This is a genomic window from Halosolutus halophilus (assembly GCF_022869805.1).
Lineage (GTDB): Archaea > Halobacteriota > Halobacteria > Halobacteriales > Natrialbaceae > Halosolutus > Halosolutus halophilus.
On the sequence record NZ_CP094974.1, the window covers coordinates 2,832,758 to 2,857,837 of the forward strand.

General features: G+C 66.6%; 30 protein-coding genes. 20 read left to right on the top strand and 10 right to left on the bottom strand.

From position 1 onward, the window contains the following. Window positions 1–2: 2 nt before the first annotated feature. The 4 genes from MUG98_RS13805 to MUG98_RS13820 all read left to right on the top strand — a co-directional run bounded on the left by MUG98_RS13805 (window position 3) and on the right by MUG98_RS13820 (window position 4,908). A complete protein-coding gene (locus MUG98_RS13805; protein WP_265108024.1) occupies window positions 3–1,064 on the top strand; it encodes a TrmB family transcriptional regulator in 1,062 nt (353 codons plus the stop codon). A gap of 214 nt (window positions 1,065–1,278) precedes the next feature. Then, entirely contained in the window at window positions 1,279–1,932 is a 654-nt protein-coding gene (locus tag MUG98_RS13810; protein WP_265108025.1) for a bifunctional 4-hydroxy-2-oxoglutarate aldolase/2-dehydro-3-deoxy-phosphogluconate aldolase, read from the top strand. Window positions 1,933–2,492: 560 nt separating this feature from the next. Beyond that, on the top strand, window positions 2,493–3,560 hold the full coding sequence (locus MUG98_RS13815; RefSeq protein ID WP_265108026.1) for a glucose 1-dehydrogenase: 1,068 nt from the start codon (window positions 2,493–2,495) through the stop codon (window positions 3,558–3,560). A gap of 109 nt (window positions 3,561–3,669) precedes the next feature. Then, window positions 3,670–4,908 carry a mandelate racemase/muconate lactonizing enzyme family protein gene (locus tag MUG98_RS13820; RefSeq protein WP_265108027.1) on the top strand — a complete coding sequence of 413 codons (1,239 nt, stop codon included), beginning with the start codon at window positions 3,670–3,672 and terminating at the stop codon, window positions 4,906–4,908. An 18-nt stretch (window positions 4,909–4,926) separates the two neighbouring features. On the opposite strand, the gene MUG98_RS13825 is transcribed toward MUG98_RS13820, so the two are convergent. Then, the gene (locus MUG98_RS13825; RefSeq protein WP_265108028.1) at window positions 4,927–6,612 is read right to left on the bottom strand and encodes a glycoside hydrolase family 15 protein; all 1,686 of its coding nucleotides are present in this window, start codon (window positions 6,610–6,612) and stop codon (window positions 4,927–4,929) included. Between MUG98_RS13825 and MUG98_RS13830 the strand changes: the two genes are divergently transcribed. Then, complete coding sequence (locus MUG98_RS13830) at window positions 6,593–7,693, top strand: S1C family serine protease (protein WP_265108029.1); 1,101 nt, start codon at window positions 6,593–6,595, stop codon at window positions 7,691–7,693. The genes MUG98_RS13825 and MUG98_RS13830 overlap by 20 nt on opposite strands. A gap of 178 nt (window positions 7,694–7,871) precedes the next feature. Then, window positions 7,872–8,825: a TIGR03557 family F420-dependent LLM class oxidoreductase gene (locus MUG98_RS13835; protein ID WP_265108030.1), complete on the top strand. Its 954-nt coding sequence runs from the start codon at window positions 7,872–7,874 to the stop codon at window positions 8,823–8,825. Between the two features lie 30 nt (window positions 8,826–8,855). Here MUG98_RS13835 and MUG98_RS13840 read toward each other — a convergent pair whose 3' ends face one another. After that, window positions 8,856–9,059, bottom strand: a complete 204-nt coding sequence (locus MUG98_RS13840) for a hypothetical protein (RefSeq protein WP_265108031.1) — start codon at window positions 9,057–9,059, stop codon at window positions 8,856–8,858. A 161-nt stretch (window positions 9,060–9,220) separates the two neighbouring features. Here MUG98_RS13840 and MUG98_RS13845 point away from each other — a divergent pair, with 161 nt between their 5' ends. Together MUG98_RS13845 and MUG98_RS13850 are read left to right on the top strand one after the other, a co-directional pair. Further along, a complete protein-coding gene (locus MUG98_RS13845; protein ID WP_250139848.1) occupies window positions 9,221–9,397 on the top strand; it encodes a protein translocase SEC61 complex subunit gamma in 177 nt (58 codons plus the stop codon). Further along, window positions 9,397–9,834, top strand: a complete 438-nt coding sequence (locus MUG98_RS13850; RefSeq protein WP_265108032.1) for a transcription elongation factor Spt5 — start codon at window positions 9,397–9,399, stop codon at window positions 9,832–9,834. The genes MUG98_RS13845 and MUG98_RS13850 overlap by 1 nt, the downstream gene beginning before the upstream one ends. Before the next feature lie 172 nt (window positions 9,835–10,006). Here the strand turns inward: MUG98_RS13850 and MUG98_RS13855 are convergent, their stop codons facing one another. Continuing rightward, complete coding sequence (locus MUG98_RS13855) at window positions 10,007–10,294, bottom strand: DUF7565 family protein (protein ID WP_265108033.1); 288 nt, start codon at window positions 10,292–10,294, stop codon at window positions 10,007–10,009. A gap of 253 nt (window positions 10,295–10,547) precedes the next feature. Between MUG98_RS13855 and MUG98_RS13860 the strand changes: the two genes are divergently transcribed. Then, window positions 10,548–11,312, top strand: coding sequence for a PHP domain-containing protein (locus MUG98_RS13860; RefSeq protein WP_265108034.1), 765 nt, complete (start codon window positions 10,548–10,550; stop codon window positions 11,310–11,312). A gap of 28 nt (window positions 11,313–11,340) precedes the next feature. Here MUG98_RS13860 and MUG98_RS13865 read toward each other — a convergent pair whose 3' ends face one another. From MUG98_RS13865 to MUG98_RS13880, 4 genes are all read right to left on the bottom strand, one after another. Then, window positions 11,341–11,499 carry a hypothetical protein gene (locus MUG98_RS13865; RefSeq protein ID WP_265108035.1) on the bottom strand — a complete coding sequence of 53 codons (159 nt, stop codon included), beginning with the start codon at window positions 11,497–11,499 and terminating at the stop codon, window positions 11,341–11,343. 86 nt (window positions 11,500–11,585) lie between these two features. Continuing rightward, entirely contained in the window at window positions 11,586–12,056 is a 471-nt protein-coding gene (locus tag MUG98_RS13870) for a Mut7-C RNAse domain-containing protein (protein WP_265108036.1), read from the bottom strand. A 27-nt stretch (window positions 12,057–12,083) separates the two neighbouring features. Beyond that, window positions 12,084–13,877: a DNA polymerase/3'-5' exonuclease PolX gene (polX, locus tag MUG98_RS13875; protein ID WP_265108037.1), complete on the bottom strand. Its 1,794-nt coding sequence runs from the start codon at window positions 13,875–13,877 to the stop codon at window positions 12,084–12,086. Then, the gene (locus tag MUG98_RS13880; RefSeq protein ID WP_265108038.1) at window positions 13,877–14,317 is read right to left on the bottom strand and encodes a DUF5788 family protein; all 441 of its coding nucleotides are present in this window, start codon (window positions 14,315–14,317) and stop codon (window positions 13,877–13,879) included. Before MUG98_RS13880 ends, polX begins: the two co-directional genes overlap by 1 nt. Before the next feature lie 123 nt (window positions 14,318–14,440). Here MUG98_RS13880 and MUG98_RS13885 point away from each other — a divergent pair, with 123 nt between their 5' ends. The 6 genes from MUG98_RS13885 (at window position 14,441) to MUG98_RS13910 (ending at window position 19,339) form a co-directional block, all read left to right on the top strand. Continuing rightward, window positions 14,441–15,385, top strand: coding sequence for a rhomboid family intramembrane serine protease (locus MUG98_RS13885; RefSeq protein ID WP_265108039.1), 945 nt, complete (start codon window positions 14,441–14,443; stop codon window positions 15,383–15,385). A gap of 67 nt (window positions 15,386–15,452) precedes the next feature. Next, window positions 15,453–16,244 (top strand): endonuclease V, encoded by a 792-nt coding sequence (locus tag MUG98_RS13890; RefSeq protein WP_265108040.1) that lies wholly within the window; start codon window positions 15,453–15,455, stop codon window positions 16,242–16,244. 56 nt (window positions 16,245–16,300) lie between these two features. After that, window positions 16,301–16,486: a hypothetical protein gene (locus MUG98_RS13895; protein WP_265108041.1), complete on the top strand. Its 186-nt coding sequence runs from the start codon at window positions 16,301–16,303 to the stop codon at window positions 16,484–16,486. 111 nt (window positions 16,487–16,597) lie between these two features. Then, a complete protein-coding gene (locus tag MUG98_RS13900) occupies window positions 16,598–17,566 on the top strand; it encodes an SDR family oxidoreductase (protein ID WP_265108042.1) in 969 nt (322 codons plus the stop codon). A gap of 11 nt (window positions 17,567–17,577) precedes the next feature. Further along, window positions 17,578–18,939: a glycerate kinase type-2 family protein gene (locus tag MUG98_RS13905; RefSeq protein WP_265108043.1), complete on the top strand. Its 1,362-nt coding sequence runs from the start codon at window positions 17,578–17,580 to the stop codon at window positions 18,937–18,939. 157 nt (window positions 18,940–19,096) lie between these two features. Continuing rightward, window positions 19,097–19,339 (top strand): helix-turn-helix domain-containing protein, encoded by a 243-nt coding sequence (locus MUG98_RS13910; RefSeq protein ID WP_265108044.1) that lies wholly within the window; start codon window positions 19,097–19,099, stop codon window positions 19,337–19,339. A gap of 152 nt (window positions 19,340–19,491) precedes the next feature. On the opposite strand, the gene MUG98_RS13915 is transcribed toward MUG98_RS13910, so the two are convergent. After that, a complete protein-coding gene (locus MUG98_RS13915; protein WP_265108045.1) occupies window positions 19,492–19,713 on the bottom strand; it encodes a helix-turn-helix domain-containing protein in 222 nt (73 codons plus the stop codon). A 148-nt stretch (window positions 19,714–19,861) separates the two neighbouring features. Next, the gene (locus MUG98_RS13920) at window positions 19,862–21,022 is read right to left on the bottom strand and encodes an ArsA family ATPase (protein ID WP_265108046.1); all 1,161 of its coding nucleotides are present in this window, start codon (window positions 21,020–21,022) and stop codon (window positions 19,862–19,864) included. A gap of 227 nt (window positions 21,023–21,249) precedes the next feature. Between MUG98_RS13920 and MUG98_RS13925 the strand changes: the two genes are divergently transcribed. The 3 genes from MUG98_RS13925 (at window position 21,250) to MUG98_RS13935 (ending at window position 22,491) form a co-directional block, all read left to right on the top strand. Continuing rightward, window positions 21,250–21,504, top strand: a complete 255-nt coding sequence (locus MUG98_RS13925; RefSeq protein ID WP_265108047.1) for a hypothetical protein — start codon at window positions 21,250–21,252, stop codon at window positions 21,502–21,504. A gap of 120 nt (window positions 21,505–21,624) precedes the next feature. After that, window positions 21,625–22,023, top strand: a complete 399-nt coding sequence (locus tag MUG98_RS13930) for a hypothetical protein (protein WP_265108048.1) — start codon at window positions 21,625–21,627, stop codon at window positions 22,021–22,023. Between the two features lie 60 nt (window positions 22,024–22,083). Continuing rightward, window positions 22,084–22,491 carry a universal stress protein gene (locus tag MUG98_RS13935; protein ID WP_265108049.1) on the top strand — a complete coding sequence of 136 codons (408 nt, stop codon included), beginning with the start codon at window positions 22,084–22,086 and terminating at the stop codon, window positions 22,489–22,491. A gap of 71 nt (window positions 22,492–22,562) precedes the next feature. On the opposite strand, the gene MUG98_RS13940 is transcribed toward MUG98_RS13935, so the two are convergent. Next, entirely contained in the window at window positions 22,563–23,663 is a 1,101-nt protein-coding gene (locus tag MUG98_RS13940) for a pyridoxal phosphate-dependent aminotransferase (protein WP_265112461.1), read from the bottom strand. A 102-nt stretch (window positions 23,664–23,765) separates the two neighbouring features. Here MUG98_RS13940 and MUG98_RS13945 point away from each other — a divergent pair, with 102 nt between their 5' ends. Beyond that, the gene (locus MUG98_RS13945; protein WP_265108050.1) at window positions 23,766–24,287 is read left to right on the top strand and encodes a CinA family protein; all 522 of its coding nucleotides are present in this window, start codon (window positions 23,766–23,768) and stop codon (window positions 24,285–24,287) included. A gap of 283 nt (window positions 24,288–24,570) precedes the next feature. Next, entirely contained in the window at window positions 24,571–25,056 is a 486-nt protein-coding gene (locus MUG98_RS13950) for a metal-dependent hydrolase (RefSeq protein ID WP_265108051.1), read from the top strand. Window positions 25,057–25,080 lie beyond the last annotated feature (24 nt).

Sequence of the window (25,080 nt, forward strand, 5' to 3'; positions counted from 1 at the left end):
ACATGGACGACGACGATCTCGCCGAACTTCTCGAACGCTTCGGCCTCTCGGAAAAGGAAATCGACACGTATCTTGCGATCCTCGAACACGGAGAATCGAAAGCCAGTACGATCTCCGATGCGGCCGACGTCTCCAAGCGATACGTCTACAGCATCAGCGAAGAACTCGAGAAGCGCGGGTTCGTCGAAGTCGACGATCACTCGGTGCCGACGGTGATCCGTCCCGTCGACCCGGACGAGGTCGTCGATCGGCTCACGAGCAGCGTCGAGCGGATCGAGCCGGGGATTCGATCGCGATACACGCGCACCGAGCGCACGGGCGAGCAGTTCGAGGTGATCAAGTCCCGCCAGACGGTACTCAAGCGGATCGAGAGCCTGCTCGCGAACGCCGAGAACGAGGTGACGCTCTCGCTGCCCGCGGCCGTGCTTCCTCAGATTCGATCGACGCTCGAGGAGACGGTCGACCGGGGCGTCCTCGTGTTGCTCCTGCTGGGCGCCACCGGCGACGAGGACCAGGACATCGCCTCGCTCGCCGGAACTGCGAGTACGGTTCGCACGTGGGACGCACTCGTCCCGACGATGCTGACGGTCGATCGCCTGCACGGACTCCTCGCGCCGAGCCAGATGCTCACCAGTTCACAGAGCGATACCAGGGCGATCGCCCTCTCGCAGGAACAGCTCGCACCGGTCCTCGCCGGCTCCTTCCTCGCGAACTACTGGCCCACGGCCGAAGAGCGGTACGTCACCGCACCCAGCGAGTTGCCCCGGACCTACGAGGGGTTCCGGAACGCGGTCTTCCAGATCGCGTTGCATCGCGCCACGGACACCCCGATCGAGGCGACCGTCGTCGGGTCGCCGGTCGGCAGTACCGACGAACCCGTGGAACTCACCGGCGAAGTCGTCGACGTCCGCCAGAGCCTGGTTCGGCCCGTCACCTCGACCGTCCCGATCGAGAACGCGTTCACGATCGAGGTCGACGACGACCGGTACACGGTCGGCGGCAGCGGCGCGTTCCTCGAGGACTTCGAGGCGGAGTCGGTCACAATCCGCCCCCTCGAATCGTGACCGCCGCCCACGGCCGAAGCGGTGAACTGTCGCCTCGAAATGTTGCACCTCGAGTACGAGACCGTAACCGACATCGTCGCTGATACTTCTTCGACCGTGAGTGAACTTATTTGAGTGGGGGATGAACGCCTCGATACGATGGAACGCGACAGTACCCGACCGACAGTCCGGCGCTCGCCGACGATCGACCAGCCAGCGAACGGGGGACCCGCCGATGACTGACAAAGCGACGATCACGGACCGAATCGTCGAGAACGGCGTCATCGCGGTAATGCGCGGTATCGACGAGGACGACGTCGTCCCGGTCGCGCGAGCGATGCACGACGCGGGCGTGGGCGCGCTCGAAATCACCGCCGACGAGCCACACGCACGGGACAAGATCGCCGCCATCGATCGCGAACTCGCGGACACGGACGCGATCGTCGGCGCGGGCACCGTCCTCGACGCCGCGACCGCCCAGTCGGTAATCGACGCCGGTGCCGAATTCGTCGTGTCGCCGCACACCGACGCCGACGTCGTCCGGACCTGCAACCGGCACAACGTGCTCGCAGCGCCGGGCGTCATGACGCCGACGGAAGCCGTCACCGCGATGGAGGCCGGCGCTGACGTCCTGAAGATGTTCCCCGCCTCGACCGTCGGTCCCGGACACATCGGGGCGCTCAGCGGCCCGCTCGGCGACGTCGACGTCATCCCGACCGGCGGCGTCTCGCCGGACAACGTCGCCGACTTCTTCGACGCCGGTGCGGTCGCCGTCGGTGCCGGCGGCGCGATCCTGAACGACGAGGCGATCGCGAACGGCGACATGGACGGGGTTCGGGAGACTGCGGCCACGTTCGTCGAAGCCGTCGAAGACGCACGGAGCGAGTAACCGTCCCCGTCCTCGACCGCGAGCAGCCGGCGACAGCCGGCGTCATCGACCCAGTGGAACGCCGATCTCGCCGACGCGGCGGCGCCAGAGGCGGCGTCTTCGCGTTTCGTGATCTTTTGCCGTCTCCGTCGATCCGGCGTCCAGTAGCGACGATGCGTTCGGGACGCCCACGATGACAACATTACGAGATGTACTGGCGGTAGCCGACCACCGTTCACGATATTTACTACGGTCGGTGAAAATTGTTGCCGGAGGGGACGTGCCGGGCGAGTCTCGCTTGCCGGGACCGGTCCGATCGCGAATCCCTCGTCACACCGGCCGCTCTAACGGTGGGGTCCTCCGGTTTCGTCGGTCGGTCCTTGCTGACGCCGCTACTGTCCCAGTCCCGTGAATACGGACGAGTTCGATACCGACTTCGTCTCGTACCCGGGTAGGACGACCCGGGTCCGCGGGACAAACGATCCCGGGGAACCGATAATTATCGGCGGTGCTCGTGCGCTGTTCAAATATTTACTACGGATAGGGTAAATCTTTTAGCCCAAGCACCCGTTGGCCGAGACATGAAAGCGATCGCAGTCGAGCCCGGGGCCGGCGAGCCCGACATCGTCGAGCGGCCCCGCCCCGATCCCGCTCCCGGTGAGGCCCTCGTTCGGACCCTCCGCGTGGGCGTCGACGGGACGGACCACGAGGTCATCGCGGGCCACCACGGCGAAGTTCCCGAGGGTGACGATCGGCTGGTCCTCGGCCACGAGGCCGTCGGCGTCGTCGAAGACGCGAACGGCACCGACCTCGAGGAGGGTCAGTACGTCGTCCCCACGGTCCGACGGCAACCGAACGGCACGAACGAGTACTTCGAACGCGGCGAACCCGACATGGCTCCCGACGGTGAGTACGTCGAGCGCGGCATCGTCGGTGCTCACGGGTTCATGGCGGAGTACTTCACCAGCCCCGCCGAGTACCTCGTCCCGATCCCCGAGGACCTCGCCCCGCTCGGCTTCCTCGTCGAACCGATCAGCATCAGCGAGAAGGCGATCGAACACGCCGTCGCCTCCCGGTCGGCGTTCGACTGGGAACCCGACTCGGCGATCGTACTCGGGAACGGTTCGCTCGGCCTCGTGACGCTCGCGATGTTCGAGGAAGTGCTCGACATCGACCGGACCTACTGTCTGGGTCGGCGCGATCGGCCCGACCCGTCGATCGACCTCATCGAGGACCTCGGCGGAACGTACGTCGACTCCCGGAAGACGCCGGTGCCCGAGATTCCCGACGAATACGAGCCCGTCGACCTCGTCTACGAGGCGACCGGCTACGCGAAACACGCCGTCGAGACGGTCGACGCGCTCGCGCCGAACGGCGTCGGCGTCCTGCTGGGCGTCCCCGAACCCTGGGAGTTCGAGATCGACGGTGGTCGCCTCCACCGGGAACTGGTGCTCCACAACAAGGCCCTCCTCGGGACGGTGAACTCCCACCGCGGCCACTTCGAGTCCGCCGTCGACAGCCTCGTCCAGCTGCCCGAGTGGTTCACTGACGACCTCGTCACCGGGGTCTACGGTCTCGACGAATTCCAGACAGCTTTCACCGACGACGACGACGTCATCAAAACGGCTGTCGAGTTCGCTGCGATCTGAACCGACCGTCCCCGACCGGAATCGGTCGGCCCGATCGGCCGGGCGACGTCCTCCGACCTCGATCGCCGAGATAGAAACTATTACTATTGTTCGAGTAAGTAATTGAGCCATGAGTGTCGACTACACACGGCTACACGACCCGAACGCCGAGTACACGATGCGGGACCTCTCGGCGGAGACGATGGGAGTGACGCGAGAGCGCGGCGGTGACCGGGACGTCGCGATCACGGACGTCCAGACGACGATGGTCGACGGCAACTTCCCATGGACGCTCGTTCGAATCTATACGGACGCCGGCATCGTCGGCACCGGTGAAGCCTACTGGGGCGCGGGTGCACCCGAACTGATCGAGCGCATGACCCCCTTCCTGCAGGGCGAAAACCCGCTCGACATCGATCGTCTCACGGAGCACCTCGTCCAGAAGATGTCCGGTGAAGGGTCGATCGGCGGCGTCACCGTCACCGCCATCTCGGGCATCGAGGTCGCCCTCCACGACCTCGCTGGCAAGATCCTCGGCGTTCCAGCGTACCAGTTGCTCGGGGGCAAGTACCGCGACGAGGTTCGCGTCTACTGCGACTGTCACACTGAAGAAGAGGCGGACCCGATCGCCTGCGCCGAGGAAGCCGAACGCGTCGTCGAAGAGTTGGGCTACGACGCGCTGAAGTTCGACCTCGACGTCCCCAGCGGCCACGAGAAGGACCGCGCCAACCGCCACCTCCGCGAACCCGAGATCGAACACAAGGCCTCGATCGTCGAGGCGGTCACCGAGGCCGTCGGCTCGCGGGCCGACGTCGCCTTCGACTGCCACTGGACGTTCTCCGGCGGCAGCGCCAAACGGCTCGCCAAGCGCCTGGAGGAATACGACGTCTGGTGGCTCGAAGACCCCGTCCCGCCGGAGAACCACGACGTCCAGCGCGAGGTCACCCAGTCGACCAGCACGCCGATCACCGTCGGCGAGAACGTCTACCGCAAACACGGCCAGCGCCGCCTGCTCGAAGGGCAAGCCGTCGACATCATCGCGCCGGACATGCCCAAGGTCGGCGGTATGCGCGAGACGGCGAAGATCGCCGACCTCGCGGACATGTACTACGTGCCGGTGGCGATGCACAACGTCGCCTCGCCGGTCGCGACGATGGGCAGCGTCCACGTCGGCGCGGCCATCCCGAACTCGCTCGCGGTGGAGTACCACTCCTACGAACTCGGCTGGTGGGAGGACCTCGTCGAGGAAGACGTCATCGAGGACGGCTACATCGAGGTCCCCGAAAAGCCGGGACTGGGCGTCACCCTCGACATGGACGCCGTCGCGGCGCACATGGTCGAGGGCGAAGAACTCTTCGATGCGGAATAGGGAATCGGAGCCGCCAGTTCACCCATCTCCGCATTCCGTCTCGTCCGGGGACTCACTGCACCGAAACAACGACTCGTCGTGGTCGGGGTGGACGTCGGTCGGCATCACGTCCCCGTCCGTCTCGATCGCCCGTGCGAGATACGTCACGCTGTTCAGCAACCCGAGGTGGCTGAACGCCTGCGGGAAGTTGCCCAGCAACTGCCCGTCCCTCGGATCGACCTTCTCCGAGTACAGTCCGAGGGGACTCGCGTACTCGAGAACGTTCTCGAAGTACTCCCGCGCACGATCGAGTCGGTTCGAGAGGACGAGCGCGTCGATCAGCCAGAACGAACACAGCAGGAAGGCCGTCCGCTCGTCGCGGCGGACGTCCGTATCGACGAACCGGACCACGAGGCCGTCGTCGGTCGTCAGTCGATCGATCACGGCGTCGATCGTCGCCTGGACGCGGGCGTCCTCGGGCGGGAGGAACCCGTAGACCGGGATCAAGAGGGCCGTTGCGTCGAGTGCCACGTCGGTTTCGAAGTGCTGGACGAAACTGTCGGCCTGCGAGCTGTAGCCGCGGTCCTCGATCGCCTCGCGGACCGCCTCGCGCTCCTCGCGCCACCGTTCGAGGGGGGCTTCGAAGTCGGTCTCGGTCGCCAGCGCGATCCCCCGGTCGAGCGCGACCCAGCACAGCAACTTCGAGTGCAGGAAGTGGCGGCGTTCGTTCCGGAACTCCCAGATGCCGGCGTCGCGTTCGTCCCAGTGGGCACGGACGACGTCGACGATAGCGCAGATGGCGTTCCACTCGTCGTCCGTGATGGCCGTCTCCCGATCGAGCTGGATCATCTCGGACACCGCCTGCACGATCGTCCCGTAGATGTCCAGCTGGTACTGGGTCGCGGCGGCGTTTCCGACCCGCACCGGCCCGGTATCGCGGTAGCCCGACAGGTGATCGAGTATTCGCTCGTCGATGTCGGTCTCGCCGTGGAGGCCGTAGACCGGCTGGATCGCTTCCGGGTCGGTCCGCGCGATCTCCGAGAACCAGTCGAAGTAGTGGCGAGCCTCCTCTCGGTGACCCGTATCGTGTAACGCTTCCACGGCGAACTTCGCGTCGCGGACCCAGTTGTATCGGTAATCCCAGCATCGATCGGACCCGATCGCCTCGGGGAGCGACGTCGTCGCCGCGGCGGGAATCGCGCCCGTTTCGTGGTGGATCAGCAGCTTCAAGACGAGTTCCGATCGGACGACCATCTCGTGCCACCGTTCCGGGATCGACCCGGGCGCGCCGTCGCGGTCGCTGACCCACTCGCGCCAGTATCGCTTCGTCTCGTCGAGCGCGACCGCCGGATCGATCGACGACAGCGGCTCCCGGCCGCCGTACTGGACGCCGATCCAGCAAGACTCGCCAGCGGCGAGGCTGACTGTCCCCCGGACTACGGCCGACGACGACAGTTCGAGCCGATCGGCCAGAGCGTCGTCGGCGAACAGAAAGAGTCGTTCGTCGTCGCTAGCCGCGACTACCCCCTCGGCCGACCGTTCGAGCCTCGGCGTCGTCCGCGCGTAGTCGAACCGCGGTTCGAACTCGACCGTGAACTCCGCACGCGATGGGCCAGAGGAGGACAGTTCGCACGCGACGGGCCGGGGCGAGTCAGACGCCGGTGCTGGTGAATGTTTTATCTCGCTCGTCGGGGTGGAACCCCGCGTGACGTCAGACAGACTCACTCGACGGGGATTGCTCGGCGCGGCCGGCGCGACGCTCGCGGCGAGCGCCGTCGGCGGTTACGGAGCCACCGACGGCGATCGGATCGCCAGCACGACGGCCGCCGCGGGAGCGATCCAGGAGGACGAAGACGAGGAGTACGCGGCCGTCTATCGGGAGACGATCGACGACGTCGTGCTCGTCAACGTGTTCGGCGAGGGGCCGGAGGGGCCCGGCGGACTCGGCTCCGGGTTCGTGATCGACGGCGGGTACGTCGTGACCAACGACCACGTCGTCGCCGAGGCAGCCGAGATCGAACTCCAGTTCCGCGACGAGCAGTGGCGGACGGCCTCGGTGATCGGAACGGACGTCCACAGCGACCTCGCGGTCCTGGACGTCGACGACCTGCCGGACGGCCCCGACGGCCTCTCGTTCGCCGCCGACGACCCGGTGGTCGGACAGGAAGTGCTCGCACTCGGTAACCCGTTCGGGTTCGACGCCTCGATCTCACAGGGGATCGTCAGCGGGGTCGATCGATCGCTCCCGAGTCCGACCGGGTTCTCCATCCCGGCGGCCATTCAGACCGACGCGCCGGTCAACCCCGGCAACAGCGGCGGCCCGCTGGTGACCCTCGACGGGGACGTCCTCGGGGTCGTCTTCGCTGGCGCGGGCCAGACGATCGGCTTCGCGATTTCGGCCGCGCTCGCCGATCGGGTCGTCCCGGCGCTCGTCGAGGACGGCGAGTACGAACACGCCTACATGGGCGTCGGAGTGCTCCCGGTCGGTCCGCTGATCGCCGAGGCGAACGCCCTCGAAGAACCACGAGGGGTCCTCGTCGTCGAAACAGACCCGGACGGCCCCGCAGACGGCGTTCTCGAGGCCGCCGACGAGACGACGACCGTGGACGACGCGTCGGTTCCCGTCAACGGCGACGCGATCGTGGCCATCGCCGGCGAAGAGATTCCGAACCAGGACCGGCTGTCGTCGGTGCTCGCGCTCGAAACCTCGCCGGGCGAGACGATCGACGTCGAGATCGTCCGGGACGGTGAGCGCCAGACGGTCGAGTTGACCCTCGAGCCGCGGCCGGAGGAAGAATCTCCCTGACCAGACCGATGGCACGGAAGCATACGCAAGCCATCCCGGCACCGTCCTCGGTGAGGACGGCTGTACTGCGCTCGCGCGATCGATCTCGGCACCCGGTGCTCCGGGTGGGCGATCGATCCCGATACCCGTTCGAGCGTCGCGTCCGATCGACCGTATCCCGATCTTTCACTCCCAAACCATGACACAGCTCGGCCTCAAACTCACCTCCGAACTGCACGGGCCGGACGACCTCGTCGAGTACGCCCAGCTCGCGGACGAATCGGCCTTCGACTTCGCGATGATTTCCGATCACTACCACCCGTGGACCGCGACCCAGGGCGAGAGCCCGATGGTTTGGAACGTGATCGGCGCCATCTCGCGAGCGACCGACGACCTGCGGCTGGGAACCGGCGTGACCTGTCCGACGACGCGGATCCACCCGGCGATCGTCGCGCAGGCGGCTGCCACCGCCGGCGCGCAACTCCCCGGCCGGTTTTTCCTCGGCGTCGGGACCGGCGAGAACCTGAACGAGCACGTCACGGGCGAGCGCTGGCCCGAACACGACGTTCGGCTGGCGAAACTCGAGGAAGCGATCGACATCGTTCGAACGCTCTGGGAGGGCGAAACGACGAGTTACGACGGCGAGTACTACACCGTCGAGAACGCGCGGCTCTTTACGCTTCCCGACGAACCGCCGCCGATCCCGATCGCCGCCGACGGCCCGAAGGCGGCCCGTCTCGCCGGCGAGGTCGGCGACGGCCTCATCGGCGTCAGTCCCGATCCGGAGCTGATCGAAGCGTTCGAAACCGCGGGCGGCGACGAGCCGCGGTACGGGGAAGTCACCGTCTGTTACGACGAGGACACGCAGACGGCGGTCGAACGGGCGGCCGACCTGTGGCCAGTGGAGGGGCTCCCCGGCGAACTCATGTGGGAACTCCCGACGCCTGCTCACTTCGAACAGGCGACCGAGATCGTCTCCGAGGACGACGTCGCGGAACTGATCACCTGCGGTCCCGACCCCGACGAACACGTCGAGACGATCGAGGAGTACGTCGACGCCGGGTACGATCACGTCGTGGTCCACCAGATCGGATCGAACCAGGCCGCGTTCGTCGACTTCTACGAAGAATCGGTGCTGCCGGCCCTCAGCTAGCCGACGATCGGCGACGGACCGCCTCTCGGGCTACTCCGGCGCTTCGTGGTCCTCCTCGGCATCCTCGAGGTCCTCGATCTCTTCCTCGTCCTCGCGCGGGGCGTTTTGGGTCCCGAGGTCGTCGCCGGCGTCGACCTGATCGGGGTCCTGATCGACGCGCTCGAGTTCCTCCTCGATTTCGGCCTCTCGTTCCGCCTCGTACTCGTCTGTCCTGTCGGTGTCGTCTTCAGCCATGACGGTCGGAGTTCGGGATCGATCGGTATGGACGCCGTGCCGTCGAGTGCAACGTGGGGCGACTGCGGGGGCCGATCGACGGCGCTGCTGTCCCGATCGACCGTGACCGTCCGGAAGACACGAAAGACAGATAAAAGACGCCGCGTTGTGAATAGACAGATATGGACGTTCCGTACGACCTCACCTCGTACGTTCGGGTGTTGAAAATGGCGACGACACCCACGACCGAGGAGTTCCTTCAGGTATCGAAAATAGCCGGTGCAGGGATCGTCCTCGTCGGCCTCATCGGCTTCCTCATCGGTGCCGTCATGCTGTACCTCCCCGGTGGTGGCGTGTAATGGGCATCTTCGCCGTGAAGACGACCGCGAGTCAGGAGCGGACCGTCGCCGACATGATCATCAACCGCGAGGAGAACGAGATCCACGCCGCGCTCGCGCCGGACTCGCTGACCTCGTACGTCATGGTCGAGGCGGACGGTGACGCGGTCCTCGAGCGCGTCCTGGAGGACATCCCCCACGCTCGCAGCATCGTCCCCGGCAAGTCGGACATCTCGGAGGTCGAGCACTTCCTGTCGCCGAAACCGGACGTCGAGGGGATCGCCGAGGGCGACATCGTCGAACTCATCGCCGGCCCGTTCAAGGGTGAGAAAGCACAGGTCCAGCGTATCGACGAAGGCAAGGACCAGGTGACGGTCGAACTGTACGAGGCGACGGTTCCGATTCCCGTGACGGTCCGGGGCGATCAGATCCGCGTGCTCGACAGTGACGAGCGCTAACGCGTTCGTCAAGCGGTCAGTGCGGCGAAGCCGCACTGAATATAGCGACGAACGATAGTTCGTCGACCCGTGCGAACGGCCCGTTCTATCGTACTTCTGGGAGAGGCTGCTGGAGACGGAACCGTGGAGGCGACGCTCCAGCGACCACGACGGCACGGGGACCCGCCTGCGGTTATCGCTTGAGTCGCTTGGCGATCGTCTCCATGTCGGCGACCTCAGCGATCTCGTCGAGGAGTTCTTCCCGCTCGCGGACCGCTTCGGAGCTGGCGCCGTACGCGCGGACGTACTCGGCACGGCTGTGTTCGGTGAACGCGTGACGGATCGCGAGATAACCGTCCGGAACGACGGTTCCACAGACTTTGCACTCGCGGCGTTCGTGCTCCGTCGCCTGATGGACCACCGCCGACTCGACCTCTTCGAACATCGAACCGCAGCCGCTGATGCCGCATTGCCAGGCCATGCTCTCGGAAAATCGACCGGCCGTCCTAATGGTCTTTTCGCAGCAAACCTCCGAGGGTATCGACGAGGTCCTCGGGGAGGCATCGCCGATCCTGGTCGGCGACCCTCGCAGAGCCGCGGCCAGCAGGTCGACGCCGTCGTCGTCCGACGCCGACGGCGACCGACGACCCGATCGTCGACGTGATGAGGAGCGATCGCAACTGGCTGGCGAATCAGAACCCATAACTCACCTCTCTCGAAAGGACACGTTACCCGTGAGCGATGGAGCGAAGTTCCGAGTCGACTGTCACGTGAAGGTGCTCGACGATCGGGTCGTCGAACGCGCCAGACGTGCCGGCCTCGACGCGATCGTCTACGCGCCCCACTTCACGCGGCTGCCCGAGATCCGCCGACGGGCGGCCGAGTACTCGAGCGACGACCTGGTGGTCGTCCCCGCTCGGGAGGTATTCACCGGGTCGTGGAAGAATCGCAAGCACGTCCTCGCACTGGGACTCGAAGAGCCAGTACCGGACTTCATCTCGCTCGAGGCGGCGATGGACGAGTTCGAACGCCAGGACGCGACGGTCCTCGCGCCACACCCCGAGTTCGCCAACGTGAGCCTCACCGAGGCCGATATCCACGAGTACGCGGACGCCATCGACGCCGTCGAAATTTTCAATCCGAAACACCTCCCCTCGCACAACCGCCGCGCACGCAAACTCACCGATACGCTGTCGCTCCCGCCGTTCACGTCGTCGTACGCCCACCTCCCGAGTTCCGTGGGGATTTCGTACACCGCGTTCGAGAGCCAGTTCGAAACCGACGCCGAACTGATCGACGCGCTCGCCGACGGCGTCGCTCGGCGGGTCGTCTACAAGAACGGCCTGGAACGGGTTCGAACGACCGCCACCGAACTCGTCCACCTCGGGTACGAGAACACCTGGAAGAAGGCCGATCGACTCTTCCTCTCGGGGATCGAGCCCACGCATCCGCGCCACATCGCGTACGACGGCCGGTTCGACGACGTGGCGGTCTACTGATCGATCGTTCGTCGCGATCGCGCCGGCGTCAGTCCCCCTCATCTAGCGCGTCCGCGATCCGTTCGAGTTGCAACCCGACGTAACACAGCGCCTGGGTCTGCATGATCGCGGGGTCGTCGCTCCACTCGTTCGTGATGTAGGCGGCCTGTTTGCCGGCCTCGTCGAGGCGATCGGTATCCTCCGGCATGTGTCGACTATCGTCGTCCACCCGGAATACCTTCGGGGTGCCATCGAACCGTGAGAACGGAACCGACCAGCGAGACGCGCGAGCGATCACGGCGAGTCCGGCTCCCCGTCTCGGTCGATTTCCGACAGCGTTCGCGCCACCCGATCCCAGTGGCTCCCGCGCCAGAAGTGCTGGCCGCAGGCCTCACAGTGCCAGACGTCGATCGATCCGGGATCCGGCGCGTAGTCGGGCGTCGAGTCGGTTTCCGGAACCGGTTCGAGCGGGCCGTTACACCGGCCGCAGAACTCGGGATCGGACGTGAGAGTGAGGTCGAGTCCCGCCGCCGCGAGTTCCGCGAGTTGGGCGTCGACCTCGCGCGACTCGAGGAGGAGCGACTCGTCGGCGCGGGCTGCGAGGTCGACGTCGCGCGTGATCAGCGTCCGATCCTCGTCGCGGGCGAGCGCGAGTACCTCGTCGTCTTCCTCGAGACCGCGATCGCCGGCGTAGACGGTGTCGTAGCCACACATTCGCAGGTAGGAGTCTATCCCGCCGCACATGACGTCGAGAAGCAGGTGCATGAGGATCGATCTGAGGTACCGGGGCGATCAGTGCAGGAACGCCCGCAGTTCCGCGAGTTCCCAGGTGTTGATCACGTCCGCGGGTTCGGCCCAGCCGCGGCGCGCGGTGTGGACCCCCCAGCGCATGAACTCCAGCGTCGACGGCTGGTGGGCGTCGGTGTTGATCACGATCGAACCACCGGCCTCGATCGCGGCCTGGACGGCGCTCCCCCAGAGGTCGAGTCGTCGCGGGTTGCTGTTGACCTCCAGCGCTGTGTCCGAGGCGGCCGCGGCCTCGCCGAGCGCAGTCGCGTCGAACGTCAGCCCCGATCTGTCGTTGAGCAGGCGACCGCTCGGGTGGCCCAGCACGTCGATCGCGGGATTCTCGATCGCCCGGACGAGTCGCTCCGTGGCCGTCTCGGCGTCCTGATCGAGCGCGCTGTGGGGCGAGGCGACGATCACGTCCAGTTCCTCGATCACCTCGTCGCCGAGATCGATCTCGCCGCCCGCGTCGACGTTCGCCTCGATACCGGCGAAGACCTCGACGTCGGCCGCGGCGTCGACCTCGCGGATGGACTCGACCTGTTCGAGGATCTGGGTGTCCGTGAGTCCCATGTCGCCGACGACGCCCGGCCCCTCGGCGTGGTCCGCGATCCCGAAGTAGTCGTAGCCGCGTGTCTCGGCCGCCTCGACCATCTCCGAGATGGTGTTGTTGCCGTCCGACCAGCCGGTGTGGGTGTGCAGGTCGCCCCGGACGTCGTCTCGAGTGACCAGGTCCGGCAACTCGCCGCTCGCCGCGGCGTCGATCTCGCCGCGATCCTCGCGCAGTTCCGGCGGCATCCACTCGAGATCCAGCGCTTCGTACATCCCTTCCTCGGTCTCGCCGGCGACCCGCTCGCCCGCGCGTTGACCCGCGTCGGGATCGTCGATCTCACCGTCGGACTCCGTCCGACCCCCCGAGGCGCGTCCCGCCTCGCTCACGTCGAACGCGCCGTACTCGTTCAGCTTCATTCCCCGATCGATCGCGTAGTTGCGCAGGGAGACGTTGTGATCCTTGCTACCGGTGAAGTACTGCAGGGCTGAGCCGAACTCGTCGGGGACGACCACGCGGAGGTCGACCCGAATCTCGCCGACGCGGACGCTCGCCTTATCGGGGCCGGACTCGATCTCGCTGTCGACCGAATCCCAGTTCACGAACGCGTCGATCACGTCCTCGTTCGACTCGGTGCCGACGAGGACGTCCACGTCGCCGATCGTCGCGCGCCACCGGCGGATCGATCCCGCGACCTCGCAGCGATCGACCGCGTCGATCGACTCGAGGAAGGCGAGCACGTCGTCGGCGAGCGGGCGCGCCTCGCCGAGCAACTGCCGCTGGCCGATCGTCCGGGCGAACTCGAGATTGTCGAGGATGTTCCGTTCGGTTTTGGGGCCGAATCCCGAGACCTCCTGGATCTCACCGGCCTCGGCCGCGTCCTCCAGATCGTCGAGCGTCTCGATCCCCAACTCCCGATAGAGCTTCCCGGCGGTCTTCGGGCCGACGCCCTCGATCCGGGTGATGTCCGCGATGTCGATCGGGAGGTCCGCGCGCAGTTCCTCGAGTTCCTCGATCTCGCCGGTCTCGACGTACTCGACGATCTTCGACGCGATGGCGTCCCCGACGCCGTCGATGTCCTCGATCCGGTCGCGGTTGTCGTCTTCGACGTAGTCGGCGATCGGCGAGGGATGGGCACGGATGTTGTCGGCGGCGCGACGGTACGCGCGGGGTTTGTACTCGACGTCGTCGGCCTCGAGCAGGTCGGCGAACTCCTCGAAGCGGCCGGCGATCTCGGCGTTCGTCGCCATCACCGACCCCTCCGTGCGGCGCCCTCGTCCTCCTGCCCGAGCGCCTTCTTCAGGAACGACATCCAGCGTTTCGTGTCTGCGGCCTGCTGGGCCTGCTGCTCGCGCTCGAGGTCGGTCGGGCCGAGACTCTCGAGTGCGTTCAACGCGCGATCGATCCCGATGACGCTCTGTGCGAGTTCCTCGCCCTCCTCGCGACTGATCGCGCCCTCTTCGATGCGCTCGAGTCGCTCGATGCGCTCGCGTCGCAGGTTCCGTTTCGCCTGCTCGACGCGGTCGCGCTCGCCGCGCGGGACCGTCTCGCGGCGCTTGATCTCGAAGACGAACTGCTGGAGATCGATCGCCTCCCCCTGCACCGTGATCGTCTCCGGGATGTCGGCCCCGACGGTCGCGCCCTCGCGCTCGACGCGCTCGAGCAGTTGCTTGCGCTCGTACGGTTGCACGGACGGAACTGCGGGCCGCGGCGTAAAAAAACGTCCGTCGGATCGATCGCGTCCCCGTCGAGTCCCGGTATCGACCGGGGGAAACCCCAACTCCCTTAGCTATGCCACGCATACCCCTCCCCAATGGCTACGTGCGACGTGTGTGGGAAAGACGAAAGCATGCCGTACAACTGCCGGCATTGCGGGGGAACCTACTGTTCGGAGCACCGGTTGCCGGAGAACCACGACTGTACCAGTCTGAACAACTGGAACGATCCGCAGGGCGTCTTCGACAGCGGCTTCGACGACAGCGTCGACTCGGGCGGCAAATCCAAGTCGGCCAGCCTGGCGGCGAAACTTCCGATCGACACCGGGCCGGGCGGGCCGCTCGGGTACTTCCGGGGGAACATGACGTACACGTTCCTCGCGTTGATGTGGATTACGTACGCCGCGCAGTTTTTCACCCTCTACTTGCTCAGATCGCCCGCCTTGCACGAGGCGCTGTTTGTCCTCTCGCCGGGCCAACCGGAATTCGTCTGGACCTGGTTCACCTCGATCTTCGCCCACGCGCCGTTTCCCAACTTCTTCCACATCGTCGGAAACAGTATCGTGATATTCTTTTTCGGCCCGCTCGTTGAGCGCTACGTCGGGTCGCGAAACTTCGCGATTCTGTTTCTCGTCAGCGGCGCTCTCGCCGGCCTCGGGCAGATCGGAATCACAGCCGCACAGGGCGGGGCGACCGGCGTCCTCGGCGCTAGCGGTGCCGCGCTGGCGATTATGGGCGTCCTGACGATCCTCAACCCCGGGCTCAAAGTGTACCTGTACTTCATTCTCCCGATCCCGATCTGGATTCTCACCGGCGGCTACGCGGTCTTCAGTGTCTTCTTCCTCACCGCAGGCGGCGGCGGGACCGTCGCCCACATGGCCCACCTCGTCGGCCTCGCGATCGGCCTGGGATACGGTGAGTACGTCAAGCGGACCCAGAACGTCCGCACGCCGAACCAGTTCCAGCTCGGCGGTGGTCCCGGCGGGCCAGGCGGCCCCGGTGGGCCGGGCGGACCCGGCGGCCCCGGTCGCGGCCGGTTCTGATCCGTTCGATCGTCCACCCGCCGAACCCCGACACTGATTTTTCCGCGGCCGCTACGCACCTCCATCGATGGATCCAGTTCGTCCCGACCTCGTCCCCGACGCCGAGCTATCCCGCGACGAGATGGAGGCTCTCCAGCGCGACATCGCCGCGGCCGCCGTCTTCACCGACGACGTGCCGATCGATCCCGGGCTCCTCTCGAACCCGCTCGCGGCGGCGGCGAGCGAAGGTGAGCCGCCGATCGTCGCCGGCGTGGACCAGTCCTTTCTCCAGGACGAGGACGGGACCGAGGATCGCGCCCTGAGCGCCGTCGTCGCGATGCAGGGCGGCGAAGTGATCGAGCGCGTGCACGCGGTGACGCCCCTCGAAATTCCGTACATCCCCGGTCTCCTCTCCTTTCGCGAGGGACGGCCTATCCTCGCCGCGCTCGAGGAACTGTCCGTCGACCCCGATCTGCTCCTGTTCGACGGCAGCGGCCGCATCCACTTCCGGCAGGCGGGCATCGCGACCCACATGGGCGTCGTGCTGGACGCGCCGTGTATCGGCGTCGCCAAGAGCCTCCTCTGTGGCCGGCCGCGATCGGACGTCGAGAATCTGGCGGAGGGGACACGGGTCGCGATCGAGGCGAACGCGAGGGTCGACGCGCCCGAGGGCACGCTGATCGGCTACGCCGTCCAGACCCGCCAGTACGACTCGCCCGATCGGTACATCAATCCGCTCTACGTGAGTCCAGGCCACCGCGTCGGCCCCGAGACCGCCGCGGACGTCGTCCTCGCGCTCACCACGTCGTACAAACTGCCGGAGCCGGTTCGACTGGCGGACAGCTACGCCGACGAGGCGAAGCGGGACGCCCTCGACTGAGCCGCGGCAGCGCGACGCAGGACAGCGACGTTCCGCCCGGCACGCGAGCGTCGACTATGGGAATCGCTCGCACCTACTGCGGTCGCGACGTCGAGGCCCAGGACCCGGTGGTCGCGACCGAAGGCCGCGACGCGAGCGAAGGACGGACGAGCCAGTTCTGTAACTACGGCTGCCTCGTCGCACACGTCGACGCCGAAACCCTCACCGACGGTGACGCGTGCGAGTGGTCGGCGACGTCGTGAGCCGTCGTTACGTCGCCCCGTCGTCGTGGCGGATCGTGTCCGTCGTCGTGACGGTCCGGTGAGCGCGACAAACCGTCGCTACTTAGGTATCGCCGCACGAATCACTCGCGCATGGCCATCGCTGAGGACGCCGAGGAAGCGGAGACCGACGACGGGGGCCGCGCCGTCGACGCTCGCGATCCAGACACGACGAGCACGCCCGACGACGACCGCGGCCGCGAGACGACCAGGGCGGACGACGATCGCTACACGCGCAAGCAGAGCGTCCTGATCACCGGCTGTTCGTCCGGGATCGGCCGTGCGACCGCCGAGGCCTTCCTCGCGGAGAACTGGCAGGTGATCGCGACCGCGCGAAACGCCGACGACATCGCGGAACTCGCCGACGCGGGCTGTACGACGCTCGAACTCGACGTCACCGATCCGGACCAGGTCGCGAGCGTCGTCGAGGAGACCGTCGACCGCGGCGGCGCGATCGACTGTCTCGTGAACAACGCCGGCTACGCCCAGATGGGTCCGATCGAGGACGTCTCGACGGTCGATCTCCACCGGCAGTTCGACGTCAACGTCTACGGCCCCCACCGTCTCGCACGCGCCGCCCTGCCGCACATGCGCGCCCAGGGCGAGGGCCGGATCGTCAACGTCTCGAGCGTCGCCGGCCGCGTCTCGCTCCCGGGATCGGGCGCGTACTCGGGCTCGAAACACGCCCTCGAAGCGATGAGCGACGCGCTGCGCAGCGAAGTCGAAGAATTCGGGATCGACGTCGTCCTGGTCGAACCCGGGCCGGTCGAGACGAACTTCTCCGATCGGGCCGACGAGGAACTCCCGGAGGCCGATCGGACGCCGGCCTACGAGAAACTGTACGAGATCTACGACGACGCACAGCTGATCGGCGGCGGAAGGGGCGGACCCTTCGCATCCACGCCCGAGGACGTCGCCGCGGCGATCCTCGAGGCCGGTACCTGTCCCGAGCCGCCGGCGCGGTACCCGGTCGGGCCGCTCGGCCAGTTCGGCGTCTACGCCCGGTACCTTCCCGATCGGTTCCGTGATGCGGGGTACGGACTGCTCCGGAAGCTGGTCTAAGAGGACACGACATGTTCCACCACCGCGAACGACGTGCGAGGACGCCAGCACACGAGACCGCCCTGGATTGTCTCGAGGCTGGCATCACAGCCGCGTTGCCAAAGGAAGTGGTTTCCTCCACCGTCGATCTCGACGGCAAGACGTTCGCGGTCGGTGACGCGGCCTACGATCTCGACGAGTACGACCGACTCCTCGTCCTCGGCGGCGGCAAGGCGTCCGGCGGGTTCGCCGCGGCGCTCGCCGATCGGCTCGGGTCCCGTCTCGACGGCGGCGCCGTCGTCACGACGAACGTCGACACGGCCGCCGCCGGTCCGATCGACGTTCGCGAGGGCGATCACCCGACCCCCACGGAGCGGAACGTCCAGGCGACGGCGGAGATTCTCGAACGCGCCGGGTCCGCCACCGGTGAGACGCTCGTGCTCGCGATCGTTACGGGCGGTGCGAGCGCGCTGTGGTGTGCGCCCGCCACCGACCTCACGCTGTCCGACCTGCAGCGGACGACCGACGCGCTGCTCGCGTCCGGTGCCTCGATCGACGAGATCAACGCCGTCCGCAAGCACTGTTCGGCGATCAAGGGCGGGCAACTGGCACGCGCGGCCGCTCCCGCGACCGTCGTCACGCTCGCGATCAGCGACGTCGTCGGCGACGATCCGTCCGTGATCGGAAGCGGGCCGACGGTGCCCGACGCGAGCACGTTCGGCGACGCGCTCGCCGTGCTCGATCGCTACGACATCCGTGACTCCGTGCCGGAATCGGTGGTCGATCGACTCGAACGAGGTGCAGACGGTGAACTGGCCGAGACCCCCGACGAGAACGACCCGGCCGTCGCCGAGAACGAGGGCGACTGGCACTGCCTCGCGAACGGCCGGACGGCGATCGACGCCGCCCGCGACGTCGCCCGAGAGCGTGGCTACGAACCGCTCGTGCTCTCCAGTCGACTCGGCGGCGAGGCAAGCGAGGTCGGACGCGTCCACGCCGGCGTCGCCGCCGAAATCGCGGCCGGCGGCGATCCCGTCGAGCGACCGGCGATCGTCCTCTCCGGCGGCGAGGTAACCGTCACCGTCGACGGCGACGGCACCGGCGGGCCGAACCAGGAACTCGCGCTGGCGACGGCGCTCGAACTCGCCGATACCGGGACCGACGCAATCCTCGCGAGCGTCGATACCGACGGCATCGACGGCCCGACGGACGCCGCCGGTGCGATCGTCGATCGGGAGTCGATCCCGCCCGACGAGTCCGAAACTGCGCGACGCGCACTCGCCGAGAACGACGTCTACGACGCGCTCGACGACCGATCGGCGCTCCTCCGGACCGGATACACGGGCACGAACGTGAACGACCTTCGCGTCCTCGTCGTCCCGGCGGCCGACTGAGTCCGCGAGAGCCGGTACCTGTCCGGGGCAGTCGATCGACCACCGGCGAGTGTCCGGTCGACGTCACGAGACGAACACGGCACTCGAACTGCCGCCCCCCGATTTCGACGATCGTTGTAACAAGCATTTATTATCGTCGATGATAGAGTCGCGATCGATGACAGTCACCACGGATGATCTCGAACGGACGGATACAGAGGTTCGCATTCCACCAGCCGTCGATGCTCCGCGAGCGAAACTCGTCTACCTCTGTCTCGACCTGCTCGGCGGGCAGACGGTCGACGACCTCCATCGAGTGACGAACGTCCCGAAACTGAGTCTCTACAGCATCCTTCGGCTGCTCGAACGGGAGAACCTGGTTCGAAAACAGGGGGAGGAATACCGAATTTCGGACGCGTGACGGGCGTCTCACGACAGTTCGTCGCTCCTTCCGAAATCGCCAGTCTGAGCTGAAGAACCAGTTTCGGGACGGAACCAGTTACGGGGCAGTCGGGCAGCCAGGACGAACCCTCGGAGATGGGCACCCGGGTCCGGACTCCGGGCCCGGAGCTCTCAATCGGCTGCCGTTCCGTCGGTCCGGACGCCCTCGGAGAGCGTGTACGCTCCACCGGTACACTGCCGGATCTCGCCGTCCTGCTGGAGCGTATAACAGTGGCGCTCGACCGTGACCGGGTGCTCATCGAGGGAGGCTGCAAGGTCCGGAATCGTCGCTGGTTGGGACTCGTCGAGAACGTCGAGGATCAGTTCCCGGTCGATCGTGTCGGTGTCTCCCATAGGGGTCTCGTTCGAGAGTTCTCGAACACGATCATCAACCGTTCGCCGCATTCCCAGTTGTCGAGAACGGTCCCGTAGTGAGTCGTCGAGAGCGGTTACCCCCTGTCGTCGTCGATCGACGAGGACGAGGCGATCACGTCCCGGCCCGCTACCGGAGACAGGCCGCGACGACCTCGAGCATCCCCTCGCCGCGGACTTCGTCCGCGAACAGCGGGACGCGCCGAACGTCGGTCCCACGGAAGAGTTCCTGCGCTTCGGCGAGTGCGGTTTGCTGGACGTCCCAGCGTCGCTGGCAAAACTCGCAGTCGTCGAGGTTCGGCTGCAGGAACTCGCCCTCGACGTCGTCGGTGACGTTCGAGAGCGGTTCCATGACCCGATTGACGACGACCGTCCCGACCGGAATGTCGAACTCCCGGAGTTGCTGGCGCAGGCGCTTCGACTCGACGACGCTCATCTCCTCGGGGACCATGACGATCCGGAAGTCGGTCCGGGCCGGGTCCCGTAACGCGGCCCGCAACCGTTCGATCCGCTCGCGCAACTCCTGGAGATCCTCGAGATCGGCCTCCTCCTCGGGCGGTTCCTGCCCGCCGAACATCCCCTTCATCCCCTCGATCATTCCGCCGATTCGCTGGCGAAACTGAAGGATCCGGCCCATCATCGAGTCCATCATCTCGGGAAGTCGGAGCAGGCGAAGCGTGTGACCCGTCGGCGCCGTGTCGACGATCACCCGATCGAACCGGGGGTCGTCCATGTACTCGAGCAGTAGTTGCATCGCGGCCGCTTCGTCCGCACCGGGCATCGCGCCGCCGAAGACCGCGTCCATCGGCGACTCCTCGCCGAGCATCTCGCCGAGTCCACCGAGGGCCTCCTCGCCCTGCGCGGCGAAGGCCGCTTTCCCTTGCTCCATCGCGTGCTCGGGATCGATCTCGGCACCGTAGAGCGGGACGTCCTCGCGAATGCGGCCCGGTTCGGCGGGGACGTCGGTCTCGAACGTATCGGACAGCGAGTGTGCTGGATCCGTCGAGACGACGAGCGTGCGAGTGCCGCCGCGGGCGCTGTCCAGCGCCGTCGCGGCCGCCATCGTGGTCTTCCCGACGCCGCCCTTCCCGCCGTAGAGTACGTACTCGGGCCCGTCGATCGGCTCGTCCGATGGCTCGACGTCGATTCGTTCGCGGTCCTCCGTTCCCTCGACGGCGTCCGTCGGCGTCACCTCGATCGTGTGCGCACCGTCGTCCGCGTCGGTCTCGCCATCGTCTCGCGTCTCGTCCGAACCTTCCTCGTCGACCGGCTCGACGTCGATTCCACTCATACGGGCCGATTCCCGGTCCGGACAGGAGTATTCGTCGGTCTTTCCCCGATCGATCGGACCGTGAACCGCTGACGATCCTGACCTATGATACCCTTATACACTGAGTCTAACTATTATATTGCCTTACCCATTAATGTGTTTAAGAGCTAACCTTATTCGCGTGGAGCGTGTCGATCGACGTGAAGACCGCCGACCACGATTTCGTCGATATCCCCCTTACAGAACCCATGACACCCCGACTCACACAGCGACCCGCGGACGAACTGGCGGACCGGAGAGCCATCGAACCGTTCCCCTACGGATCCGATCGAACCGGGTTCCTCCCGACCGCGTCAGCCCGCGGCGTGCTCCGGTCGCGGGATCCAGCCGGCCCGATCGGCACTGCCGGCTCGACCGACTGTCCGAACTGTGGATGCGAGACGATCGACGGCGCAGGGCTGTTCGCCTGCACGGACTGCGAGTGGACCGGGACGCTCCGCTAACGCGCGAACAGCAGGCCTGCATCGACGCCGGGCCGAGAGTCGTGGGTCCCGACGGCGGTTCCAGCGGGCCTGCGGAGAACGACCACAGCGTTATCCCGCTTATTCCCGTGTACACACGGTATGGGAGATACGAAAAAGGGTCGAGACAAACAAGCCCGCGACGCGGAGAACCGCCAGCGAGAGCGGGAACTCGAAGAGGCCCGTGACCGCGGTGACGAAGCCGAACCCCGTGACGAACGGGACGAGACCCAGCGCGGGGACGACGAGATCCAGCACGAGGCGGGCGACGATCCGGACCCACGTCGCGAGTGTCACCGTCGCGGCTGCACCGAACCGGCGACGTTCCGCGTCCTCGAACGATACCAGGAAGAGACCGGTCACGGTGCCGTCGAGGCGGAGGCAGTCCTGTGTCGAGACCACACCGCCGAAGAGAACCCCACGAACCTCGATGGCGTCTACGCGGACTACGTGTTCCTGGTCGAGCCCATTCCGGAGACGGGGAACGCGGACGCAGCCTGACCCCTCCGTGGTCCAGAATCCAGAAGCGGGGTTCATATGCTAGCTGGGTGTACGAGTACCGTGACTCGGACCGCGTTGCTGGTGCCGATCCGCTATCCACCGAACACGGCCAGCGTGCAGACAGTAACCCACGCGATCGACCTCGCCGAGGGATTCGACGATGCCCATCTGTTCATCCTGCACGTGAACGCCCTCCACAAGGGCGGAGACATCGATCGAACGGAACTCCGTCGAGCCGTCGAGGACGAGATCGATCCACCCGAAAACGCGACCTGTCACGTCCGGGATGCGTTCTTGATCGAAAAAGCGATTCTCGACGAGGCCGCCCAGCAGGACGTCGACTACGTCGTCATCGGGGAATCGATGCGGTCGCGATGGCGCCGACTGCTGGCCGACCGCCTCGGCGTCGGCATCGATCTCGAAACGGTCCTCCACAGCCAGCTAAACGCCGAACTCGTCGTCAGTTAGCGTCCGGGTGGGTCGCCACTGTAACGACGACTCGTGAAGTGAGCCGACTCGATCCCCGGCGATCGACTCCGCTAGTCGAAATACGACGCCAGCCGATCGGCCGCCTCCTCGACGCGCGGCGTGACGAGCGCGAACCGGAGCCAGTCGGCCCGCGAATCGCCGAAGGCCTCGCCGGGCATGCCGGCCACGCCCGCCTCGTCGATCAGTTGCTCGACGTTCGCGAGCGTCCCCGGGTAGCCGTCGAAGCGAGCCATCACGTAGAATCCGCCCTGTGGCGTGGTGTACTCCGCACCCGCCGCGTCGAGGGCGTCGGTGAACGTGGCGACCCGATCGGCGAGCAGGTCCCGATTGCGCTCGTAGTAGTCGGGGCCGGTCTCGCGGAGGGCCCGCAGGACGGCGTACTGCGCGGGCCGGCTTCCGGCGACGTTGACCAGCATGTGGCGGCTCCTGGCGTTCTCGACGAGACGTGGCGGGAAGACGGCGTAGCCGACCCGGAAGCCGGTGATCGCCAACGACTTCGAGAACGCGTTGGTGACGATGCGGTGGTCCGAGTCGAACTGGAGCGCGCTCGTGAATCGGCCCGAAAGGTCGTAGTGGTCGTACACCTCGTCGCTGATCAGGATCGCGTCGTACTCCTCGGCGATCGCGACGAGTTCCCGGACCGTCTCCTCGGGGTAGACCGCACCTGTCGGGTTGTTCGGCGAGTTGACGACGATCGCGGCCGTCTCCTCGCTCGCGGCCGCCCGGACCTCGGCCGGATCGAGTTGCCCCGTCTCGTCGGCAGTCACGTAGGACTGGGTCCCGCCGAGTAGCGTCGTCTTGCCGGGATAGTAGGGGTAGACGGGGTCGGGAAGCAGGATCTCCCGGCCCCGATCGCGCTCGAGTGCGCGCGCCATCGCGAGGTAGTTCGCCTCGCCGGCCCCGTTCGTGATCACGACCTGTTCGACGGCGACCCCGCGCCGAGCGGCGATCTCCTCGCGCAGTTCGCGAAGCCCCTCGCTGGGCGGATACTGGAACCGATCGGAGTCGAAGTCGGCGTAGTCGTGAAGCCCCGCCCGGAGCGCTTCCGGGGGGTCCCAGTCGGGGTTGCCACTCACCATGTCGACGACGTCGCGATCCGCCTGTGCCGCGTACTCCATCACGTGAAAGAACAGCGGCGTCTCGTACTCCATGTCCGGTACTGGGCGGGCCGGTACCGTCGTTCTTTCGTCACGGAGCGACTCGTCGTCACTATCCACGTCGCTTACAACCCGACAGCGCGTCCGGTAGCACGTATGAACGACGACATCGATCGCGATCAGCCGATGGACGTCGCCGACGCGCTCAGGGACCGCGACGAAACCCTGGCCGTCGCGGAGTCCTGTACCGGCGGGTTGATCGGCGCGGCGATCACCGCCGTGCCGGGCGCGAGCGACTACTTCGATTCGGGGCTGACGACCTACGCGTACGACGCCAAGCGCCGCCACCTCGGCGTCAGCCGCGAGGCGCTGGACGAACACGGGGCCGTCTCCGAACCCGTCGCGCGCGAGATGGCCCGCGGCGTCAGGGACGTCACGGACGTCACGTGGGGGGTCGCGACCACCGGCATCGCGGGGCCGACCGGCGGCACCGACCAGAACCCCGTCGGTACCGTCTACATCGGCGTCGCCTACGCCGGGCCGTGGGGCTCGGAGACCTCCGCCTGCACCGTCTCCCGCTACGAGTTCGACGGCGATCGGGCCGCCGTCCGGGCGAAAACCGTCGACCAGGCGCTCGCGGATCTACTCTCGGCCATCGACGACCGAGACCGCGCGTAAGCGCACCCGGTTCCGTCCTGCAGACCCGCAACCAGGCGATTTACCGCCGCGGCGTGGGTTTCGATTGACGATCGGGGCGGTGCGGATCGGCGTTCGAACCGGTGACGATGGGCGTTCGAATCGATGGGAGCATAGTCTCGGCGCGCCCGCGGGAGGTCCCCTCGGTCCCGATACGATATCGAAACCCGCTCCGATCGCTACCCTGCCAGCGATCCAAACTGGTTCGACGGGCCGACACTCCAGAGAGAAAACTATTCGAAAGTCGACTGTCCAGTACCAGTGGATGAACAAGAAAGGTCACGTTCTCAATGCCATCCTGCTGAGTATCGGGCTGGGGTATCTGCTCGAACCGGCGGGCGATCTGAAAACGTTCGAGACGATGATCGCGATCGGGATCCCGGTCACGCTCGGTGCGCTCTTTCCCGACGTCGACACGGCGTTCGGAAAACATCGAAAGACGCTGCACAATCTCCCGATGCTCGTCGGCTTCTACGTCTTCCCGTCACTCTTCGGCAACCTCGAGTACGTCTGGATCGGCGTGTTGACACACTACGTGCTCGACGTGGCGGGCAGCAAACGCGGCATCGCACTGTTCTATCCGGTCTGGAAGAAGGAGTTCGGGCTTCCGATCGGCGTCACCGTCAGCAGTTCGCGCGCGACGCTCGCGACCGTCCTCGTCACCGCCGGCGAACTCGCTCTCGTCGCGCTGATCGTCTTCGAGGTTCCACAGCGGGGCTTCGACGTGGGGCGGGCGGCGCTCGGAATCTAGCCGCCCGACGGCCTGAGGTGGGAA

What these genes read in the sequence shown, in the direction of transcription:
- MUG98_RS13805 (WP_265108024.1), top strand. Translation starts at nt 3, where the DNA reads ATGGACGACGACGATCTCGCCGAACTTCTCGAACGCTTCGGCCTCTCG.
- MUG98_RS13810 (WP_265108025.1), top strand. Translation starts at nt 1,279, where the DNA reads ATGACTGACAAAGCGACGATCACGGACCGAATCGTCGAGAACGGCGTC.
- MUG98_RS13815 (WP_265108026.1), top strand. Translation starts at nt 2,493, where the DNA reads ATGAAAGCGATCGCAGTCGAGCCCGGGGCCGGCGAGCCCGACATCGTC.
- MUG98_RS13820 (WP_265108027.1), top strand. Translation starts at nt 3,670, where the DNA reads ATGAGTGTCGACTACACACGGCTACACGACCCGAACGCCGAGTACACG.
- MUG98_RS13835 (WP_265108030.1), top strand. Translation starts at nt 7,872, where the DNA reads ATGACACAGCTCGGCCTCAAACTCACCTCCGAACTGCACGGGCCGGAC.
- MUG98_RS13840 (WP_265108031.1), bottom strand. Translation starts at nt 9,059, where the DNA reads ATGGCTGAAGACGACACCGACAGGACAGACGAGTACGAGGCGGAACGA.
- MUG98_RS13845 (WP_250139848.1), top strand. Translation starts at nt 9,221, where the DNA reads ATGGACGTTCCGTACGACCTCACCTCGTACGTTCGGGTGTTGAAAATG.
- MUG98_RS13850 (WP_265108032.1), top strand. Translation starts at nt 9,397, where the DNA reads ATGGGCATCTTCGCCGTGAAGACGACCGCGAGTCAGGAGCGGACCGTC.
- MUG98_RS13855 (WP_265108033.1), bottom strand. Translation starts at nt 10,294, where the DNA reads ATGGCCTGGCAATGCGGCATCAGCGGCTGCGGTTCGATGTTCGAAGAG.
- MUG98_RS13865 (WP_265108035.1), bottom strand. Translation starts at nt 11,499, where the DNA reads ATGCCGGAGGATACCGATCGCCTCGACGAGGCCGGCAAACAGGCCGCC.
- MUG98_RS13870 (WP_265108036.1), bottom strand. Translation starts at nt 12,056, where the DNA reads ATGCACCTGCTTCTCGACGTCATGTGCGGCGGGATAGACTCCTACCTG.
- polX (WP_265108037.1), bottom strand. Translation starts at nt 13,877, where the DNA reads ATGGCGACGAACGCCGAGATCGCCGGCCGCTTCGAGGAGTTCGCCGAC.
- MUG98_RS13885 (WP_265108039.1), top strand. Translation starts at nt 14,441, where the DNA reads ATGGCTACGTGCGACGTGTGTGGGAAAGACGAAAGCATGCCGTACAAC.
- MUG98_RS13890 (WP_265108040.1), top strand. Translation starts at nt 15,453, where the DNA reads ATGGATCCAGTTCGTCCCGACCTCGTCCCCGACGCCGAGCTATCCCGC.
- MUG98_RS13895 (WP_265108041.1), top strand. Translation starts at nt 16,301, where the DNA reads ATGGGAATCGCTCGCACCTACTGCGGTCGCGACGTCGAGGCCCAGGAC.
- MUG98_RS13900 (WP_265108042.1), top strand. Translation starts at nt 16,598, where the DNA reads ATGGCCATCGCTGAGGACGCCGAGGAAGCGGAGACCGACGACGGGGGC.
- MUG98_RS13905 (WP_265108043.1), top strand. Translation starts at nt 17,578, where the DNA reads ATGTTCCACCACCGCGAACGACGTGCGAGGACGCCAGCACACGAGACC.
- MUG98_RS13910 (WP_265108044.1), top strand. Translation starts at nt 19,097, where the DNA reads ATGACAGTCACCACGGATGATCTCGAACGGACGGATACAGAGGTTCGC.
- MUG98_RS13915 (WP_265108045.1), bottom strand. Translation starts at nt 19,713, where the DNA reads ATGGGAGACACCGACACGATCGACCGGGAACTGATCCTCGACGTTCTC.
- MUG98_RS13920 (WP_265108046.1), bottom strand. Translation starts at nt 21,022, where the DNA reads ATGAGTGGAATCGACGTCGAGCCGGTCGACGAGGAAGGTTCGGACGAG.
- MUG98_RS13925 (WP_265108047.1), top strand. Translation starts at nt 21,250, where the DNA reads ATGACACCCCGACTCACACAGCGACCCGCGGACGAACTGGCGGACCGG.
- MUG98_RS13930 (WP_265108048.1), top strand. Translation starts at nt 21,625, where the DNA reads ATGGGAGATACGAAAAAGGGTCGAGACAAACAAGCCCGCGACGCGGAG.
- MUG98_RS13940 (WP_265112461.1), bottom strand. Translation starts at nt 23,663, where the DNA reads ATGGAGTACGAGACGCCGCTGTTCTTTCACGTGATGGAGTACGCGGCA.
- MUG98_RS13945 (WP_265108050.1), top strand. Translation starts at nt 23,766, where the DNA reads ATGAACGACGACATCGATCGCGATCAGCCGATGGACGTCGCCGACGCG.
- MUG98_RS13950 (WP_265108051.1), top strand. Translation starts at nt 24,571, where the DNA reads ATGAACAAGAAAGGTCACGTTCTCAATGCCATCCTGCTGAGTATCGGG.